The organism is Arcicella sp. GW821-FHT09D11 (assembly GCF_059416265.1).
In genome coordinates this window covers 22223-42414 of the sequence record NZ_JBWKOV010000012.1, presented here as the reverse complement: position 1 = coordinate 42414, position 20192 = coordinate 22223, and the positions used below count along the sequence as shown (strand labels likewise).

General features: G+C 36.7%; 19 protein-coding genes. 5 read left to right on the top strand and 14 right to left on the bottom strand.

The annotated features are described in order from the left end of the window. Positions 1 to 29: 29 nt before the first annotated feature. The 6 genes from AC07N0_RS21425 to amaB form a co-directional block, all read right to left on the bottom strand. A complete protein-coding gene (locus AC07N0_RS21425) occupies positions 30 to 1436 on the bottom strand; it encodes a S8 family peptidase (RefSeq protein ID WP_494590924.1) in 1407 nt (468 codons plus the stop codon). A gap of 34 nt (positions 1437 to 1470) precedes the next feature. Beyond that, positions 1471 to 2184 carry a hypothetical protein gene (locus AC07N0_RS21420; protein WP_494590923.1) on the bottom strand — a complete coding sequence of 238 codons (714 nt, stop codon included), beginning with the start codon at positions 2182 to 2184 and terminating at the stop codon, positions 1471 to 1473. Between the two features lie 77 nt (positions 2185 to 2261). Beyond that, complete coding sequence (locus AC07N0_RS21415; protein ID WP_492800136.1) at positions 2262 to 2846, bottom strand: RNA polymerase sigma factor; 585 nt, start codon at positions 2844 to 2846, stop codon at positions 2262 to 2264. A gap of 219 nt (positions 2847 to 3065) precedes the next feature. After that, positions 3066 to 4121 (bottom strand): saccharopine dehydrogenase family protein, encoded by a 1056-nt coding sequence (locus AC07N0_RS21410; protein WP_494590922.1) that lies wholly within the window; start codon positions 4119 to 4121, stop codon positions 3066 to 3068. A gap of 541 nt (positions 4122 to 4662) precedes the next feature. Continuing rightward, positions 4663 to 5580: a DUF1338 domain-containing protein gene (locus AC07N0_RS21405; protein WP_492800138.1), complete on the bottom strand. Its 918-nt coding sequence runs from the start codon at positions 5578 to 5580 to the stop codon at positions 4663 to 4665. 266 nt (positions 5581 to 5846) lie between these two features. Beyond that, positions 5847 to 7376, bottom strand: a complete 1530-nt coding sequence (amaB, locus tag AC07N0_RS21400; protein WP_494590921.1) for an L-piperidine-6-carboxylate dehydrogenase — start codon at positions 7374 to 7376, stop codon at positions 5847 to 5849. Between the two features lie 469 nt (positions 7377 to 7845). Here amaB and AC07N0_RS21395 point away from each other — a divergent pair, with 469 nt between their 5' ends. From AC07N0_RS21395 to AC07N0_RS21385, 3 genes are all read left to right on the top strand, one after another. Next, the gene (locus AC07N0_RS21395) at positions 7846 to 8085 is read left to right on the top strand and encodes a hypothetical protein (RefSeq protein ID WP_492800141.1); all 240 of its coding nucleotides are present in this window, start codon (positions 7846 to 7848) and stop codon (positions 8083 to 8085) included. Positions 8086 to 8416: 331 nt separating this feature from the next. Further along, positions 8417 to 8650 carry a hypothetical protein gene (locus tag AC07N0_RS21390; RefSeq protein ID WP_309923385.1) on the top strand — a complete coding sequence of 78 codons (234 nt, stop codon included), beginning with the start codon at positions 8417 to 8419 and terminating at the stop codon, positions 8648 to 8650. Then, entirely contained in the window at positions 8640 to 8966 is a 327-nt protein-coding gene (locus AC07N0_RS21385; RefSeq protein ID WP_494590920.1) for a type II toxin-antitoxin system RelE/ParE family toxin, read from the top strand. Before AC07N0_RS21390 ends, AC07N0_RS21385 begins: the two co-directional genes overlap by 11 nt. Before the next feature lie 40 nt (positions 8967 to 9006). Here AC07N0_RS21385 and miaA read toward each other — a convergent pair whose 3' ends face one another. The 3 genes from miaA to moaC all read right to left on the bottom strand — a co-directional run bounded on the left by miaA (position 9007) and on the right by moaC (position 11219). After that, on the bottom strand, positions 9007 to 9924 hold the full coding sequence (gene miaA / locus AC07N0_RS21380) for a tRNA (adenosine(37)-N6)-dimethylallyltransferase MiaA (protein ID WP_494590919.1): 918 nt from the start codon (positions 9922 to 9924) through the stop codon (positions 9007 to 9009). An 87-nt stretch (positions 9925 to 10011) separates the two neighbouring features. After that, on the bottom strand, positions 10012 to 10590 hold the full coding sequence (gene mobA, locus AC07N0_RS21375) for a molybdenum cofactor guanylyltransferase (RefSeq protein WP_494590918.1): 579 nt from the start codon (positions 10588 to 10590) through the stop codon (positions 10012 to 10014). Positions 10591 to 10748: 158 nt separating this feature from the next. Further along, complete coding sequence (gene moaC, locus AC07N0_RS21370; protein WP_494590917.1) at positions 10749 to 11219, bottom strand: cyclic pyranopterin monophosphate synthase MoaC; 471 nt, start codon at positions 11217 to 11219, stop codon at positions 10749 to 10751. 153 nt (positions 11220 to 11372) lie between these two features. Here moaC and AC07N0_RS21365 point away from each other — a divergent pair, with 153 nt between their 5' ends. Further along, entirely contained in the window at positions 11373 to 12569 is a 1197-nt protein-coding gene (locus tag AC07N0_RS21365; protein ID WP_494590916.1) for a molybdopterin molybdotransferase MoeA, read from the top strand. Positions 12570 to 12673: 104 nt separating this feature from the next. Here the strand turns inward: AC07N0_RS21365 and AC07N0_RS21360 are convergent, their stop codons facing one another. From AC07N0_RS21360 to AC07N0_RS21340, 5 genes are all read right to left on the bottom strand, one after another. Further along, positions 12674 to 13708 (bottom strand): YheT family hydrolase, encoded by a 1035-nt coding sequence (locus AC07N0_RS21360; RefSeq protein WP_494590915.1) that lies wholly within the window; start codon positions 13706 to 13708, stop codon positions 12674 to 12676. An 11-nt stretch (positions 13709 to 13719) separates the two neighbouring features. Then, the gene (locus AC07N0_RS21355; RefSeq protein ID WP_494590914.1) at positions 13720 to 14889 is read right to left on the bottom strand and encodes a glutathionylspermidine synthase family protein; all 1170 of its coding nucleotides are present in this window, start codon (positions 14887 to 14889) and stop codon (positions 13720 to 13722) included. A gap of 233 nt (positions 14890 to 15122) precedes the next feature. Further along, entirely contained in the window at positions 15123 to 15815 is a 693-nt protein-coding gene (locus tag AC07N0_RS21350) for a Cj0371 family chemotaxis-regulating polar lipoprotein (protein WP_494590913.1), read from the bottom strand. Positions 15816 to 16126: 311 nt separating this feature from the next. Next, entirely contained in the window at positions 16127 to 17575 is a 1449-nt protein-coding gene (locus tag AC07N0_RS21345; protein WP_494590912.1) for a M56 family metallopeptidase, read from the bottom strand. 18 nt (positions 17576 to 17593) lie between these two features. Beyond that, positions 17594 to 17968 (bottom strand): BlaI/MecI/CopY family transcriptional regulator, encoded by a 375-nt coding sequence (locus AC07N0_RS21340; protein WP_494590911.1) that lies wholly within the window; start codon positions 17966 to 17968, stop codon positions 17594 to 17596. 137 nt (positions 17969 to 18105) lie between these two features. On the opposite strand from AC07N0_RS21340, the gene AC07N0_RS21335 reads away from it, so the two are divergent. Next, a complete protein-coding gene (locus AC07N0_RS21335; RefSeq protein ID WP_494590910.1) occupies positions 18106 to 19659 on the top strand; it encodes an NFACT RNA binding domain-containing protein in 1554 nt (517 codons plus the stop codon). Positions 19660 to 20192: the final 533 nt, after the last annotated feature.

Below are 20192 nucleotides of genomic sequence, written 5' to 3'. Positions count from 1 at the left end.
TAATCAGACTATTGACATCTATCTAAATCTTATGGATTTTGATAGACCGAAATACCACTGGCGGGTGGAGTAGCAATTAGGGCATTGGTAAAAGTCTTCTTGTTAAAAACACCCGAATTAGTTAAAAAATATTTTATTACTTCCGACGTAACATAAGGAGCCGCAAATGATGACCCACTCTGGGCTGGGCTATTAGGAATATCATGCATACAATTGGCATCTGCCCTTACTGTAAAGTCGATATATTTTCCCGATTTCGATTGGTTTTGACAAATAGTACCACTTTTACTGGTTACCGTAATGACATTAGAGCCTAATTCATTATCCTGCGTATAACAAGCTGGCCAATATTTTTCATCATCAATATCTAGGTTATCGTTTCCAGCAGAGGCTATTAAAACCATTTCTTTCTTTTTCAAATCATTCAGTACTTTCGTAAAAATTCCATCTGGCTCTTTGATATAAGTACCCCAACTAGCATTTACGACTTTAATATTATTTTTATAAGCATATATCAAGGCACAAATATTATGGTATAAATCGCCAGCATAGTTTTCGTCAAATGTTTTTAACCCTACCAATTGTATTTTATCGTTTTTACCTGCATTTTGAATAATGATTCTTGATATTTTAGTACCATGTATTTCAGGATTGGTATCTTTAATATCAGTGGTATTGTTCAAGAAATTATAGTCTAGCCCTGTACTAAAATACCCACTATTCAAAGCCTCGGCATTGAAACCCGTATCTATGATGCCTACTAATATTTTACCATCAGTACTGCTCGGTGTGCCATCATTAGCACCTTTCGCTATTATTTTAGTAACATTTGTAGGGTCAAGCGGAATACTTCCTAAATCTTCAATAGGAATAATAGTATGTGGAGGGCCACTGCCGATACCTCCGCCGTCTGGATTAGGGTTTGTTCTAATCAGGTGTAAATCTTTACCTGTTAACAAGATAAAATTGTTGTCACATTTACAGTTATTAACGGTATCAATGGATACTTTAATTAAATCTGACACATCAAAAAGCTGGGTTACTCGGTCGGTTATTGCTGGGGATTCATCGTTAGTAACATCATTTCTACTAACATTACTAGAATCCACGGCTAGACGTTTGTTGCCTAATAAAATTTCCCATTTCCAATACGCCTCCAATTCTGCTTGAAAAGCATCAATGATTTCTTGTTTACGGGCATCTGTAGTATCGGCTTCGCCAAAATATACTACTTGTTTGTCTTTCAACACATAACCCGCTCCATCTACATAAGAGTACGGAAAAACCTCAGGCTTTTCCTGAATAAGCGAATCTATTTTCGTTTTGATAGGCGCTACTATTTCTTTTCTTGAATTGCTAGGTTTTAGCCCCATAAAGAAAAGAAACAACCCTATTAAAAGAGCAATGGAAACTAGAAAAATTAGAAGTGGTCTCATAGTAATCAGCTTTGGTTATGAATTAAGGTTTGGTTTATAATTGTTTCAGTATTTCTATGGCTTTTTCTTTTCCTTCCAAATCGTTGTTCACTACTTCGTTCAGTAATCCTTCAACAACTTTTTTATCAAAAGGCGCTACTTTCATCAAGGCCAAGGCTTCATAAAATTTGCCTGGATTAGCAAACAAGTTGGTCTGGGTGCCTAATTCATGAAAGTATTCGGCGGCTTTTGCATAATGCTCCAATTTCAATTCGGTAATTCCTGCTACCCTTAGTATTTCAGGGGCATCTGGTTTACGGATTAACAAGTCATCAAAAATTAACTTGGCATCTGAATAGTCCTTTTTATTAAAAAACCTTACTCCCATTTGCAGGCTATCAGCATTGCCATCCATTTTAACTGGTAGGCTCTCGAAATGCTCTTGGATGTATCCATCGGCAATCTCTGCTGGATTACCAGTATTCTTTTGAACAAACACCCACGTAATCAAGGCAATGAAGATGGAGGCCGCAATACCCATCGTCCAAGGATTGAAACGTACCTTTTTGGTCGTCGATAAATTTTTCCTTAGTTCTTCAAAGGCTAGCTTGCGTTTTTCTTTGGCATTTTCGCGGGCAGCAATTTTGGTATTTAAGTAAAAAGCTACTTCGTCAGCCAGTTCTTTATCGGTTGTCAGTTGTTTTTCAAACACTTGACGTTCCTCTTCGCTTAACGTATGGTTAAAATATGATTCTATTCTTTCTAACATTTTCGTTCAATTTTTACAAATGATTAATAGCATTTAGCTTTAGTAGTGTCAAGGATTATATTATATACACTTTAGCCTTATCTATACAAGGCTCTTAGTTTTTCCAGACACCTCAGTCGACTAGTTTTTACTACGCCTGCCGATTGATAACCCATTTCGGTAGCTATTTTTTCATCCGACAGTCCTTCGCTCCAAGACATCATCATTTCCTGACACTTTTCACCTATTTGTTTAATCTTGGTTTTTAGCACATTTACTTCATTTTCAGAAATCATTTCTTGTAAAATATTGCTAGTTTCATCTGGCACACCTATCAACAAATCATCAATTGATGCTGTTTTATAGACGCTCATCTTGTTAGTCGAAGCTTTTCTGAGGAAGTCAACACATTTGTTTGAAAAAATCTGAAAAAGGTAGGTTTTTAAAGAAGATTTACCCTCAAAACGCTTTTTCTGGATATGTTCAATAACGATTAGGATAGCATCAGCATACAAACTTGCTGCTTCATCTTCAGTGAGTTGATGCTTGAAGGTAGCATCTTTGATTAAATAAGCGAACTGCTCATACAACTTATTTTCAGTAGCTCTTTTCAGGACTGAATCACCCAAAATTCCTGACAAAATTTTATCATCAGGCACTATACCACGAGCAAAAATATTCATTTTAATAATGGTTGTTTAAGCAATTTTTTAATTGAGTTTGTAGGAAGAAATTTAAAGGTAAATGAGATTGGTGTGTTTTGAAGAAATCTTTTTTGGTATCAAAAAAGCAAAGTAACGTAAAGAATAGTTGTTCAGCATACAAAAATAAAAAAAGTTTTCAATTGACTATACACACAATAGAATAGTCAACTGAAAACCAATCATTTGAAGATAATATATTTATAGGAAAAAACGTCCTGTAGTGGTCGCTAGGAAATCACTAAAATGAATGTCTTCTTGTTTGATAAATCCTTGTTGGGGTAATGTTTTATCGGCTACCATTTCAATCACACTCACGATTGAGGCTGCCGTAGTCCATGAGATAGCGCGCCACGGCTTGCCATCAATTAATATAGGCGAATAGGCTTTGTAAAATTCTTCCCGTTCGATGACGCCGTTTTTCCAACCTTCCACTACAGCATATACGTACACTACATCTTCTTGTACGGGCGGTTTGGCTTCTGTCAGAATTCCTTCCAACAATTCTCTGCGATTTTTCAGGATTAATTCATACAACAAAAACTTCATCAATTTACCATGACCGGGGTAGCGAATGGTTTTGTAATTGAGCGTGTCAACTTTTCCTTCAAAGGTTTCGCACATTGTACCTAGGCCACCAGAAGTACTAAAGGCTTCAAATTCATTGCCTTCTATATTGATGGTCTCGAGTCCGTCTAATGCTGAGACTAATTTTAGTTTTCCGTTATGGATTACCTCACAATCATTAATATATTCGTTGATTACCCCCGCTGGCGACCACGTAAAAGAGTATCCTAGCAGTCCGTTAGGGTATTTTGGCAATGCTCCTACCCTTAATTCAATATCACGTAGTTTGGTAAACCGCTTGGCTAAATCTGCCCCAACGATACCTATCAACCCCGGTGCTAGCCCACATTGGGGTGCTAAAACAGCATTACTCCCTTCGGTTGCCATGATACGAATGGCACTAGTAGTGGGTACATCTTCGGTTAAGTCGAAATAATGTTTGCCATTTTTATGGGCAGTTTGGGCTATGGTCAAATTCAGATTATAAGGCATACACGACACTACCGCATCATAATTAGGAATGATATTTTCTAGAAAAGCGACGTCTGTCACATCTCCTTTTATTACTTCAAAAGGAACCTTTGTAGAGGGTTGTTGCTTATCTAAACCTTTTACTTCAAAACGTTTAGACAATAGGATTCCTACCAATGAGCCTACCTTGCCCATACCGATTACTAAGATATTTTTCATATTTGTGCACTCAACCTTAGCCCCTTTCGCTTAGTGAGGATAGCCTTTGAAGAGCATTTAATGTGATTAATTGGTTGATGATTATTCTTTTTTTACGCAATACATATCCATCTCTGCTTGTATAAAAAGCAGGGGTGGTTTAATCCTTATTTTGTTGAGCTTTTTTTGAGATGATACTCCTCAAAATCACTTTTTATTAGGTGGTGACTTAAGTCCTACTGATTACCTACATCTTTTTAAAAGTTGAAATAAAGATGTAATTATTGATAAAATTAGCTTAAATGTACATAAATACTCTTTAAAACCAAGCGTTGAAGCCCTCATCTCTAGCGAGGGACTTAAGTCCCTCGCTAGAGATAATCATCTGATTATTAACAACTTATAAACTTATAGATAATCATTAGGACTTAAGTCACCAGCTAATAGAAAAGGTTATCACTATCTGGGAGAAGAATTTTATTAGACAACCTCCCACACATCAGCCGCCACCAATGTGGGAAGATTGCTTTTCACTAATGGCACATTCAACTGTCAGCTTGTGCTATCGCTTAGTAATTTCAAAAAGATTAGTAGCTTGTTCCCCTAAGAAACCGTCAAACCAAATCTTTTTACCGTCATTATCCATATAGTTTCTTTCCGCTAATTCATAGTAAGCATAAGACCAACGGAGCGTTCCGATACTTCCATCCTCTTCTATTACTTCGCAGTCTTCATCGATGGCTTCGGTTGAACTTTGGCGTAATTTGCTTCCTTTATCTCCTTCAATCGTATGCTTAATGGGTACGCCAATGCCATATAAAGCAGACATTGTTGCTTCAATACCATTCCATTCAGGTATATTTTGGTGATTGATATAAGCCGTAAAATGGTTTACCGAATTGCCATGCAGGAGTGTCCAAGCAGCAAATTGAGATTCCTGATTAACGGCTAATATCGTTTCTTTTTTCACTGGCCCCCAAGGACGAACGAAATATTTCACTAGCATATCTACCAGACGGTCGGCTTCGGCAGATATTAATTCTTTATTGTGCTTCAAAGACGCTAACAATTGACGAGCTTCGCCAGCCAATAAATCGGGCGTATCTTTTACGGCTTCGTTAATCAAAATTTGTGCTGTTTCTGAAAGCTCAGCTACTTCTAATTGAGTAACAAAGAATTTTGGAAAATTAATATTAGTTGGATGTTGATAATGAACAGAATTTAGATGTTTGGAAGGGAAAGAATAAGGCGATACTTTTGCATAACCCAACGCTTCTAATATTTCTGCAATAGCCATAATACCAGCAGGCTGTTTGCCCGTAAGGGTATTAAATGTCCTAAAAGCACAGTGGTCATTTACGACATTCCCTCCTTTTGATAACACCAAATCTGCATATTGTTTTGCATAAGTTACTCTTTTGTAGTAGCCCTCCCAGAGCTTCTCCATCAGAGATTTTGTGATTGTTTCTTGCGTTTTCATATTTTTAAATAATTTTGAGTGTTTTTAATTGTGATTGAGTGAGTTGTGAGTTAGTGATTGTTTTAGTTGTGGGTTAGTGAATTGTGAGTTAGTGTTTGTTGATAATAATTCAAAATGTGAATTTGAGAGACTATGTTTTGCTAATAGATTGACAAGTATTTTAAACTCATTGTGATAAATCAACAAAATAATCCACCACTCACAATTCACTAACTCCCAACTAAAAAACAATCACTCATTCACAACTCACTAAATCACTAAACAAATCAGTCTATATTAAATTTAATTCCTTGTGCCAAAGGTAACTGTTTACCATAGTTGATGGTATTGGTTTGTCGCCTCATATAGGCTTTCCATGCATCCGAACCTGACTCTCGTCCTCCACCTGTTTCTTTTTCACCACCAAAGGCACCGCCTATTTCTGCACCAGAAGTACCAATATTGACATTGGCAATACCACAATCTGAACCATTGGCAGATAAAAACAACTCCGCTTCCCGCATATTCAAGGTAAAAATGGAAGATGATAACCCTTGAGGTACATCATTCTGTATAGCAATGGCTTCTTCTACCATAGAATATGACATAAGATACAAAATCGGCGCGAAAGTTTCATGCTTTACAATCCTGAAATCAGGTTTCACTTCTGCAATGCATGGCTTTACATAACAACCAGACTCATAGCCTTCACCATATAAAACCTCTGAAACTACTAACATAGTTCCCCCTTCTTGTTTTACGGCTTCAATAGCCGACTGATAGGCTTCTACTGCCTTGGTGTCTATTAACGGACCGACATGGTTGTTTTCATCTAAAGGATTACCAATCCGCAACTGTTTATACGCTTTTACTAACCGTTCTTTAACCGTTTCATAGATAGACTCATGGATGATTAACCTTCTGGTAGAAGTACAACGTTGTCCAGCCGTACCAACTGCCCCAAAAACCACCGCGGGAATGGCAATCGATAAATCAGCATTAGGGGTAATGATAATGGCATTGTTGCCTCCCAATTCCAACAAACTTTTTCCCATTCTGGTAGCAACCGTTGCTCCTACTATTTTCCCCATTCGGGTAGAGCCTGTGGCTGAAATCAAAGGAATGCGCGTATCGGCAGTTAGCCACTCGCCTACTTGATAGTTGCCTGTAATAATGCTCGATACACCTTCGGGTATTTCATTATCCCTTAATACAGCAGTAATGATATTCTGGCAAGCAATGGCAGTTAAAGGCGTTTTTTCCGAAGGCTTCCACACACAAACATCTCCACAAACCCATGCCAGCATCGCATTCCACGACCAAACGGCTACTGGGAAATTAAAGGCTGAAATAATGCCAACGATACCCAAAGGATGATATTGTTCATACATTCTATGTTCGGGGCGTTCAGAGTGCATCATAAGGCCGTATAGCTGTCTGGAAAGCCCCACGGCAAAATCGCAGATATCGATAATTTCCTGTACTTCCCCTAAGCCTTCCTGTAGGCTTTTGCCCATTTCGTAAGAAACCAATTTACCAAGTTCTGATTTATTGGCTCTAAAAGCCTCACCCATTTGCCTAACAATCTCGCCTCGTCGGGGTGCAGGAACATTCCGCCATGTTGCGAAAGCAGACTTGGCGGTTGTAATCACCTGTTGATAATCTTCAAACGTAGTTTGTGTAACCTCGGCAATTAATTGATTATCCACAGGCGAAAAAGAACTAAGCAATTCCCCTTCCGATGCCCAAGCGTTTAAACCCGTGCTCGTTCCAAAATTGATTGGCTTAATTGATAATTTTTCTAAAATAGTTTGCATGATGAAAAACCCAGCCTTTTTCAGGCTGATTTATTTAATTTTTCTAAGAATGAATACCCTAGATAGAATATTAACAAATAGTGATTTTTCCGAAATGTATGCTCAATTATTCTAATTTGCAAGCAAAATAACTCTTTACAATATACGTAATACATCAATAAAAATATTACTATTCTAAGTCTAAAAAATTTTAGACCATGCTAAAATTAGCAAGCATAGTATTTTTATGGGAAAAAAAAATATTAAAATTTTCGAAAAAAAATATTTTACCTGCAACGTTTTATACTTTTTCTTCATCTTATAGGCAAACCTAATTCCATTCATCCGTTTTCTTAACCATTTATATAGATTTTAACAAAATTTAAGGTATTATGTATTGCATAGTACCTAACAAAACACTTAACTTTGTATTGTAATTAAAAAGCCACTCTTGCGACACATATATAGAACATTTAAAGCTATCATAACGATGAAATCTTTTACCATTGCTCTTACATTATTTGCGGTTACTGCACTGTCTAATAACTCATTAGCCATTGGGTTTCCACATAATTTGTTGTCGGGAAAAAAAGTGGAAAGAAAAGAAGGAAAATCTAAAAATATTGTTCCAGAAATTCAGAAAAAAACAATATTGGCAAAAGAAAGTCGTTTATTAAACATCGGAAGTAGAATTTTACTCCTAGCGTTCAAGCGCGAAGACGAACAATAATATTATTAGGCGAAAGCCAACATTTGCCATGTTTTGGCATTTTTTAGAACACATTATCTATTTAGTTTTGGTTTAAGGATGATTTGTAGCGAAGCCTTTTAGGTTTCGCTACATTTGTTTTTGGGTGAAGTAATATGGCATTAACAAATACCTAAAATACTGATTTACTAAAAATAGACAAATCTTATACATTTTTTATGTGCTTTATGTAAATTTGATAAGTAGTAGTTAACACGCAAAATTGTAAGCTGGCGAAAAGGCAAATATGGCAATAATGGGTTTGTTTCTTTTTTAAATTAAAAGACAGGTAATTTTAAAATATTTTTAAGATATGAGGTTACAGATAATACAAGACGGTAAGGGAAAAACCACTGGTGTATATATCCCTATCAATGAATGGAAAGAGCTCAAAAAACAATATAGAGACTTAGAAGCGTTGGAATACCAAGAACCAACCAAAGAACAAGTTTTGCAAGAACTTAAAGAAGCTGTTTTGGAGCTTAAATTGGTAGAGCAGGGAAAGTTGAAAGCCCGTCCCGCAAAAGACTTGCTCAATGAGTTATAGTATATCTTCCATTCCGCTTTTTGACAAACAAGCAAAAAGGCTGGCTAAAAAATATCCTTCGCTGAAAAAGGACTTAACGGAGCTATTAGATAGCCTTTCCAATAATCCAGAACAAGGTAAATCCCTTGGTAATAGTTTTTATAAAGTTCGATTGGCTATTGCTTCTAAAGGAAAAGGTAAATCTAGCGGAGCTAGGGTCATTACTTATATAAAAGTTATTGATACAGTTATTTACCTTACTTCTATCTACGACAAGTCCGAAAAAAATACCATCACTGATAAAGAGCTTGAAGAGATTTTTAACCTTATTCCCTGATAAACTCAGTAATCTATTTATACTCTTTAATACTTACTATTCACTTTAGGGAGTTCGCCACAAAATCCATAATCTCTGCTACATTCTTGGCATCAAACCAATGAAATTCGTCTTGATTCTTAAACCAAGTCATTTGCCTTTTGGCATATCGCCTTGAATTTCTTTTGAGTAATCTTACCATCTCTTCACGGTCGTAATTGCCATCCAGATGCTCGTAGATTTCACGATAACCTACTGTTTTTAGGGCATAATGTTCGCGATAATCCATGACGGCTTTTGCTTCTGCTTCCAAGCCAGCACCTAACATCAAATCCATCCGTGTATCTATTCTGGTATAGAGTTCTTCTCGTGGTCGTTCTAACGCTATTTTTAACATCTTGAAAGGGCGTTCTGCTTTCTGATTTTTTCTAAAACTCGAAAAAGGTTTCCCCGTGGCGATGCATACCTCTAAAGCCCTTAATACCCTTTGTGTATTTTGGTCGTCTACTTGCTCAAAATATACAGGGTCTAGGGTGCGTAATTCTTCTTTTAGTAAACCTAATCCTTCTTTTTCAAAACGTTCGGCTAGTTGCTGACGTATCTGTAAATCTGCCTCAGGCATTTCATCGATTCCGTCTGTAATCATTTTTATAAACATCCCAGAACCTCCTGTAAGAATGGCAGTATCTTTTCGGGTAAAGATTTCTTCTAAAACCTTCAAACAATCTCGCTCAAAATCACCCACAGAATAATAATCATGGATAGAATGTGAATCTACAAAATGATGTGGCACGCCGTCCATTTCTTCCATCGTTGGCTTGGCTGTTCCAATCGCTAGTTCACGATAAAACTGACGAGAGTCTGCCGACACTACTTCTGTATCGAGTTCCTTAGCGAGTTTTACACAAAGGTCTGTTTTACCAACAGCCGTAGGACCTACAATGATGATGAGTGTTTTATGTTTGGGTTGTATGTTCATTTGTATTTAGTAGTGAGCCTTGAGCTATGAGCTTTTTTTTTTACTTTAAAATACTCATTGCATTGCTAATAGCTCATAGCTGACAGCTCACAGCTTAAAGCTATTATACTCTTCTGTTGTATTGACATTTTTTAACATTTGTATGTCGGGTACTTGTAATAATGCTATGTCTAAACTCTGTAAAAGTCGCATAGTAGCTTTTTTACCTTGCTTGAGAAATTCTTGGAGAGGTTGATAAAATCTAGGTTCAAAAATTGTCAACAAAGGTTCTGGAAAATGCTCTTCAGGGTTTTCAAAAGCCGTTGCGTACTTTTCAGCATTACGGTTTTCTAATAAAAAAGTGATGGTTTCATGATTCACCAAAGGCATATCGCAAGCAATTACTAGCCATGCTGAGTCAGGGAATTGTTGAAAAGCAGAAAAAATACCCACAATCGGGCTTTTCACATTAATCTCTGGTACATCCTGAATAGCAGGTAAAGTTGTTTGTTGATTTTCGTTGATTGAAACAAATACTTCATCACAAAAAGGCTTCATCAATTCATACAAATATTCCTCCTGAGTTTTGCCGTGATAATTCAGAAGACGTTTTTCAGTCCCCATTCGGCTACTCAGCCCACCAGAAAGGATTAATCCTTTTATTATTGGTTTACTAATTGTTGACATTTTGAACGTATTAAAAATAAAAACCGCAAGTCTCAGCCTGACTGCTTCAGAGAGCAGTTCTTCCTATTAGCTGGTGACTTAAGTCACCAGCTAATAGGAATTTCCAAAATTATTGATGGCATGAGTTAAGTGACAGCCGATTTCCGATAGCCGAAGACCTACACCTTATAATCACTCTTCCCTCCAGTCTTTAAAATCAGCTTTGTTTCTTTAATAACAATATCATGTGAGAAAGCCTTGCACATATCATAAATCGTCAAGGCAGCAATGCTTGCACCTGTCAAAGCCTCCATTTCTACCCCAGTTTTAGCAGTTAGTGAACAAGTACAGGTAATAATCACCTCATTGCCAATGATTTCAGTAGTAAACTTACATGAATCTAACCCTAATGGATGACAAAGAGGAATCAACTCAGATGTCTTTTTAGCACCCATTGTTCCAGCAATAATAGCTGTTTGGATGACAGAACCTTTTTTAGTTTTCAAGTCGCCGTCTTGGAAATTCGCCATTATTTCGTCCGTCAACACCACGATACTTTGTGCCGTAGCAGTACGCTTGGTAATAGCTTTTTCAGAAACATCAACCATCGCAGGTTGATTGTCGGCATCTAAATGAGTAAAGGTTTTCATAAATTGTTGATCAAGAAATTCGTTTTGAACAAATTCAAAAGAATAAACCATTCCCAAAGGAATCCTGTTTATTTTTGCACAAAGGTAAATATCTAATCTTGATTCCCTACATTTAGTTGAAATACAGTTTCGACCAAAATCTCAAAAATATTTATGATTTCAGTAGCAGAAGCCCTCAACATCGTGATGTCTAACCCCCACCAAACCACGGTTTCAGCAATACCGTTGTTATCATCAGTAGGTAAGACATTAGCCGAAGATATTCTAGCCGACCGCGACTTCCCACCCTTTAATAGAGTGGCAATGGATGGTTTAGCATTTTGTTTTGATGAAGTAGATTTTCAACAAATAATCATTGACAATATTCAGTTTGCAGGCGAAGCTCAAAAGGCATTGCAAGATAGCACAAAGGGCATAGAAGTAATGACAGGAGCAATGTTGCCTTTAGGCTGTGACACCGTGCTGCGTTATGAAGACATTAATATTCAGTCAATTGATGATATAAAGGTAGCTTCAATAACGATTGCTAAGGAAGAAATCAGGAAAGGACAAAATGTGCACATACAAGGTTCTGACCGAAAAGCCGATGACGTTCTACTGCAAAAAGGCATAAAAATTAGTCCTGCCGAAATAGCGGTAATTGCAACAGTAGGCAAAAGCTTAGTAAAGGTAAAAAGTACACCAAAAATCGCCATTATTTCTACAGGAGATGAATTGGTTGATATTGATGTTTCGCCTTTATCTTATCAAATCCGTAGTTCTAATGCCTATATGTTGGCGGCGGCTTTACAACAAATCGGGATTGAGGCTTCTACTTTTCATCTGATTGATGAAGAAGAGGTACTTTATCAAAAACTACAAGAAATTATTACTTCACACGATATTCTGTTGCTAAGCGGAGGAGTTTCAGCGGGAAAAAAAGATTATGTCCCTGCTATTTTAGCTGACTTGGGATTAGAAAAGTTGTTTCATAAAGTAGCTCAAAAACCAGGCAAGCCCATGTGGTTTGGCAAGACCAAAGAAGGGAAAATCGTTTTTGCCTTGCCCGGCAATCCTGTTTCTACCTTTTTATGTTTTTGCAAATATGTATTGCCTACACTTAAAGCAGGCATAAAAAGTGAGGAAGTAATATTGGATAAAGACATCGTCTTCAAGCCTGATTTAAGCTATTTCGTGCCTGTAAAAACGTATTTTGAAGCAGGTAAAATGATGGCTACTCCTTTTGAAGGCAGTGGCTCTGCCGACTTTGCTAACCTGACTGATTGTGATGGTTTTGTGGAATTACCAGCAGATAAGCAAGTTTTTGAAGCTGGCGAAGTGTTTGGGTTTGTAAGGTTTAAAGGGCTTTAAGCTTTCGGTCTTCGGCTTTCGGCTATGTATGATTGTATGCTTTTTGTAATTGCCTAATGCATACAGCTTATAGCCTAAAGCTGAAATCCGAAGACCGAAAGCCATTACATCACAATCTTCCCCTCCACAAATTCCAACATCCGTTTATCGCCATAATATAAGTCATCGGCATTGGATAGATAAAAGCCACAATGTCCGCCGTAATTTGGGTATTCAGAAAAGATATAATCTGAATGTTTGGCAAGGTCTAACATCGCACAGCTTTCAGACAATACAGGGTCGTTTTTAGCATTCAGAATAAATGCAGGAATCCTTATTTTATCTACATAAGGCATAGCGGCACATTGCTCGTAATACTCCTCCGCATCTTTCATGCCATGCAAGGGTGCTATGTAATTATTGGTAAAGTCTTCTAAATATTTATATTTCTCAAATTCTTTAAATATCTGACTATCAATTAACTCCCATCTATTCTTCAAGAATTTCAGCAATTTCACTTTAAACCTTTCGGCATAAAAGCCTGCTTTCCCCATCGCTACGATGCTCCCCTGCAAATCAGTTGGGCAAGAAATGGCGATTACTTTTTTGATTCTTTCGGAAATTCCTTCCCCTTTCTCTCCCGCATATTTTAGCGCAATGTTTGCTCCTTTGCTATAGCCTACCAACACAATCTCTTCATAAATACCTTTGTCTAAAGCATGGTTTACAACGGCTTCTAATTCATCACTGCCCCCATGTATTGTCATTCGCTCTAGTCGATTTATTTCTCCGCTTAGTCCTCGGTGGTTCCAAGCCAATACATCCCAACCAATAGAATTAAATGCTTTTACACCTCCTAATAAATAAGGGCGAGTAGTATTGCCTAAAAAACCGTGGGATAGTATCGCCAACGATTTACTAGGCTGTACGTTTCCTTGCTCCTCTACTGCTGCTACAGCCTTTTTTTTTGTTTTTACTTTTTTAGTAGCTTTTCCTGCTTTCGACCAATCTAAGTCCAGAAAGTCGCCATCCCATAGTTCTAATCGTTCGCGGTCGTATTCAATTCCAGTTACTTTTCTGAGTGTACTTGGATAAATTGTTGAAAAATGAGCATCCTTCCAGATATGTGAAGTTCTGTAAGACGTTTGAATAATGGGCATATTAATAATATTTATACAACAATGTGCCCACAAAATTGGGCTGTATTGTCGATGATTTTTCCACCTTTTCTAAAACCTAAACCACATGCTTCGCCAGCAAAAAAAACACCTGCTTGGTAATAATTTCCAGCATGGTCGGTTAGAAATTGGGTATATTCTTGATAAACGGCTACTTGTTCAAAATATTCTCCGTCTTTTGCATCAATCGTTGCGCCTTCTGCCGAAAGTATTTTTACATTCGCTCCTTCTCGGCCAAAAAGCACCTTTTGTACCGAGGTTTTGTTAGCCAAAGGTTTGCTATCTGTTTCTAATAACAACGGATGATTGGGAAATAATTCCCATAAAATACGCAACAGTCCTTTCGACTGGAACAATAACGTATAAGCTGGATTTAATACGATTGCTTTGTTATCGTACACAATTTTAGTCAGGATATCCGCTAATTCGGGTTCGTCCCATCCTATATATTCCCACGGCACTAGCTTAAACCAGAAATCATATTTTGTAAAACTACCATTTCCTTTATTTTGCTGAAAAATACCATCAATCGGCGAGAACTCTACATTTTCGATTTTCTCATAGGCTATTTCAAAACCTGCTTCCATAGCCGCTTCGCCCAATACTTGCATATTGGTATCGTCTTCTGGGAAGCCTTCCATCGTTGAAATCAGCAATGAAGGTGTTAACACAGGATTTTGGCGTTTTAGTTCCTTGAATTGTTCAATCAAAGATTCATAGAGGGTATTAAATTGCGAGCTTTCATCTAGTCCATTGGCCTTTAGAGAAGCCCACTGCACAATGGCAGTTTCTGGAATACAGGTAGCAGTATCGGCATTAAATTCTATTAGCTTGATGGGCTTGCCATCTAAACCTCCGCTTAAATCAAAGCGACCGTAAATATGCCAGTGATTATCGTTTTCCCAAGAGTATTTTACTAGCTTGACTAAGTTTTCGGGAATACCTATTTCTTTGAAAAGCTCATTTTCAACTACATATTGGGCAGCTTCAATATACATTTCGTATAATTGCATCACGGCTTCATAGTAATTTTCTGCTTCTTTTTCAGAAACGATAATCATCTCATCAGTAATGTATGGAAGCGTACTTTCGCCAAGCATCCATTCCCAACCAGCATTTTGCAAGGTGCGCGTAGGTGAAATATTTAATCTTTTGAGCTTCATTGTTAATAGCTGTAAGCCAATAGCTAACAGCTGTGAATCGTCAGCTTTGAGCTATCAGCTTCTTTATTGAATGTGTAAAATTTATACATTATAATAAAAAATCACAACACTAAAATAAAAAAGCTCAAAGCTCACTGCTCATAGCTTAAAGCTTATTTATTATAAAATCTATGCCACTAAAAATAATTGAAGAGTGGGGAAAAATTGACAACACAAAGCTCACTATTCATAGCTTATCCATGATACCCCCCATGACTAGAACTATGAAAGAAACCACTTCTTCCTGCCACAGGTCTGGAAGTAATTGTCCTTGAATTCCCAATACTCTGATGAATCGAACTTGATTTTTGGAAAGCACTTGCTGTGGCATAATAACGCCCCAAACCTCCTCCGTAATATCCAACATGGCGTCTTCTTCGTGAGCTGTCTTGGTTTGCACTGCTATAAGATGAACTCGACGAATTAAAACCATTCGACATATCTGGACGATAATTTGAATACGTCGGGCTTAATGTTTTGGCTAGCAAATAGCCCATCCCGCCATATAACAACGCATTCGATAGGTTGCTACTTTGTCCTATTGTAGCTTGGTTCGTGGCAATTTCATTATCAATCAATGCCTTTACAGCCCTAGGCGAAAGCGTATCTTTTTTACCATCTAAATACGTAACAATGGCTACGGAACTATTGGCAGGCACTTCTACTTCGTCCGTAATTTTAAATTCACCTTTAGAAGTCTCAGTAATATAAGTTTTTACTCCTTTTGTATAAACTTCCACTTCTTCGTAGTCGCCTTCATCCTCATCATTAGAACTTCCACAACTTTGAAGCATCACGGTATTACCCAACACAGCTAATGCCAAAGTACTTCCCACGGTTATATCTTTGACTTTGCGAATAAATGAACTTTTGCGTAAGGGTGTCATTGTCTTTGATAACGATTATAAAAATCGTGAAATGTTATTTTGGTTTGTCCATCAAAGATATTCTGGATTTTTGCAATAAGAAAATACTTAGGAAGAATGGTATTTTAATTTGGAGAGCGGTAAGAAAGACGGTAGCTCAAAAGGCTATAAAGGATTGAGAAGAGATTCAGGTATTTATCCTTAGCGAGGTACTTAAGTACCTCGCTAAGGATAAATAATTTTACTATCGTATACAAAAAAACAGGACAAGCCTTTGTTAAGACTTGTCCTAATAAGATTGGTAATCCAAAGCGTGTTTTACCTATAAAGAATTAACAGCCATTTTCCTTACTATAAATAAAGGGGGTAAACGATGGTGTTAAAAACTTTTTAATCCTTGTTTTTTGCAGTTGCTCTTGATACAAATTGTATGGAGTTACGTCTGGTAATGTTGGCGGTGCCAAAGGAACAACAAAATGCTCTCCAGTAGTTTTATCTGCAAAAATCGTAATCAAAGCATCCAAATCTTTCGGATTTTTACTAATCATTTCCGACAGATTAAAGCTAAAACGAGTTGGCAAAGCAGACATGATATTCTTGCTAATATCCCTGCTTTTTTTATTTTCCTGCGTTTCTTCAAGGATGATTTCTAATCTTAGCAATTTTTGGAAATTATTATATTGAGCATCAACCGCTTTTAATTCAAAGCCATACTCTTTAAAATAATTCGCCACTGCTCCATTAATTAATTCAGGCGTAATTTTATTAGGGTTTAAGGTTATGCCTATTCTATCGTTTTTTTCATTAGTAGTAAGCGTCATGATAGATTTGTTTTCAAAAACCTTAATTTCTGGATACGCCTTGAAATAACTGTTTTCAATAACTTTCAAGCCAGTATCCAGACTCTTCCCAACCTCCTCACTTTCTTTCTCGAACGAAAATGCCATGATAAGCACTCCAACGAGGGGCAATACAGATAAATATGCGTACTTTTTCATAGGTATTGATTTTTGTTTAGTGAATAAAAAATGAATGCGTGCTGAAAGTGGTTTACGGCTAAACTGATGAAATATCATGGGTTGCGTATGTAAACCAGCCAACTTTAGTAATAAATGTGCATAGTCCTGAGGATTATACTGTTCTATCATCCTGCTATCTACTTCATATTCATGCACTTCTGTCAGAGAACGTTGGTATAACCAAACAATTGGATTGAACCAATAAACTGCTTTTAGGAGTTCGACAAAAAGTAAATCATAAGAATGCAACAGCCGAATATGCCAACGTTCGTGCGTTAGAATCTGTTCTACTTCATGGGCTTCTAACTGACGATCATCAATAAAAATCAGGTTGAAAAACGAGGCATTCGCCAACTTGCCTGTATTAGCAATATAGGGCTTAGAGGGAGTTCTATTGATAGTAAATATTCTATAAATCAAGATAAACAGGCGAGCTATCATCAATACAAAACCAATGACATATACCCACTGAATGATGACAAACCAATCAAAATTGTTTGACACTTCATGCATAGGATTATTTAAAGGAATATTGCCAAATGCTTTATAATTATCAAAGCTGTAAAGCCCCGTAGTAATTGACGTAGAACCCAAAGTAGCTATCGGAACTTGCCATGTAATCGTAGGAATCAGCAAACTGAAAGCTAAGCTCAGCAATAAATATATCCGATTCAGCCTTATAAAGGTGAATTGCCTAAAAACAAAGAAATATAATCCATACAAAAGCATCATCGAGATACTTGATTCTATTAGATAATCCATCGTTTGTCGCTTTAAAAATTATGATATTTTATCCGTCTTTCCATCAATAATACTTTTCAATACATCCAGTTCTTCCGAAGAAATAGACTCTTCTTTCATCAAAAATGATAATAAACTGCTGGCAGAATTATCGAAATAATTATTCAATATTTTCTTAAAAGTCTTTTTGGCATAATCTGCTTTCGCAATTATCGGAAAATACTCATAAGTCTTTCCATAAGCCTTATACCCCACATAACCTTTCTTTTCTAGTATTCTAACTACTGACGAAATCGTATTGTATGGAGGTTTGGGTTCTTCGTCTATTTTCTCGATAATATCTTTTACAAAAGCACTTTTCAACTCCCAAAGTGCCTGCATGATTTTCTCTTCTGTTTTTGTCAATTCTTCCATGAATCAAAACTATAACTTATTTTTCAGTTTTACAACTAAATAATAAGTTATTTAACGTATTTATCCGTTCATCGATACAATAGTTAAATCAACTACCTTTGTTATCCAATAAAAAGCCTTGTGCTTTCCGTAATTTTATGCAAACCAATTATTATTTTCTTCGTCAATTATCCAAAAAGCTTTCAACTGAGCTGACTGGTTTAGTACTGGCAGAATGTTTTACTCAAGAAAAAGACGAAATATTATTAGGCTTTTGTAGCGAAGGCAAACAATGGCGCGACCAAAAAGATTTTTATATTAAAGCTGTTCTTCATCCAGATTTTGCTTGTTTAGCTTTCCCGAAAGACTTTAAAAGAGCTGGACGCAATTCGGCCAATCTTTTTAAAGAAATCATCGATTTAAAAGTACTAGGCGTTCGCCAGTTTGAAAATGAGCGTGCTTTTGCCCTCTATTTTGAAAACAACTTTGTATTACTTTTTAAAATGTATGGCAATCGTTCCAACATCATTCTCTTTCAAGAGAACGAAGTGATTGACTTGTTTCAGAATAAATTGGTGATTGATAATAATGTAGAAATAGATAAACTAGACCGCCCGATTGATCAAAGTTTCGAAGCTTTTCAGGAAAAAGGTTGGAAGACCCTCTTCCCTACTTTTGGCAAAGAAATCACCAAGTTTTTGAGTAAAAATGGTCAAGAAGCCGTTACTTGGGAACAAATTCAAGCTATTACCACACAACTTGAAAACCCAACTTATTACCTAAAAACGATAGACTATCAGCCTGTTTTATCATTAATTGCAGAAGACGGCGAGATTACCAATACTTTCACTGACCCGCTAGAAGCCAGTAATGCCTTTTATTATGCCCACAACAAAATCAATGTAATTGATAAAGAAAAAGGCGTAATCATTAAAATACTCCAGAAGCGAAAAACAAGAACACAAGCTTATATTGATAAGTGTTATCAGCAATTAGCTAGCTTGGATACAGGCGTAAAACATGATGAAATTGCGAATATTATCATGGCGAACCTTCACGCTATTCCTGAGCGAGCGGAAGTAATAGAATTGTATGATTTTTATCGTGACCAGCCTATTAAGGTACGCCTAAAACCAGATTTAAGTCCCCAAAAAAGTGCTGAGAATTATTACAGAAAATCGAAAAACGAGAAAATCGAAATCGAGAAATTGATGGAGAATCTGGAAGCTAAAGAAATGGATATGTCTGAAATTGACCAACAGATAAAGGACATTGAAGGCTTTGAAACCTTGAAAGAATTCAGGAAATACCTAAAGGCTAATCAGCTAGAACCTTCTCAAAAAGTAGTTGATACTGTTCAAACACTTTTTAAATATTATCAATTTGAAGGATATGAAATATTAGTGGGCAGAAATGCCAAAAACAATGATTTACTAACACAACGCTTTGCCCGAAAAGAAGATTTGTGGTTACACGCCCGTGACGTGGCAGGTTCGCACGTAGTAGTTCGTAAACAGGCAGGTAGGAATTTCCCTGTAAATGTCATCGAAAAGGCAGCAGGGTTAGCGGCTTTTTATTCAAAACGGAAAACTGATACCCTTTGCCCCGTGATAGTTACACCAAAAAAATACGTCAGGAAAACCAGAGATTTGGGCGAAGGGCAAGTAATCATCGATAAAGAAGAGGTAATAATGATTGAACCTAGTTTGTAGGTAATTTTCGAAGTCTCTTATTCTTAGTGAGTGACTTGAGTCCTATTGATTACCCACATCTTTTAAAAAAGTTGAAATGAAGATGTAATTATTGATAAAATTGGTTCAAATTAGGCTTAAATCGCCTTTCAAACCGAGCTTTGGTCGTCTCTTGTCACAACCTGACTACGTGAAGTTCTTATCCCTAGCGAGGGACTTAAGTCCCTCGCTAGGGATATATTTATATACTTGTGGGTAATCAGTAGGACTCAAGCCACTCGCCAAGAGTAAGAGGTTTTCGGCTTTGTTTGTGAAAAACATCAACAAAGGCGAAAATGAATTAATACACTTATTAACAGATATACAGTTAACCTTCTACCTTTTTTTAATTATTTGCTTAAACCTTTCAGCAAATTCAACTGATTTTATAACGATGGTAGCTCTTTGCAACAAAAATTTGTTGCATTTTAGTTTTTAGGGTGATACAGGTATTCAAACCCTTAAAAGTAATATTTCACAAAAGGATATTTTGTTTTTTATAATACAAACCAAAT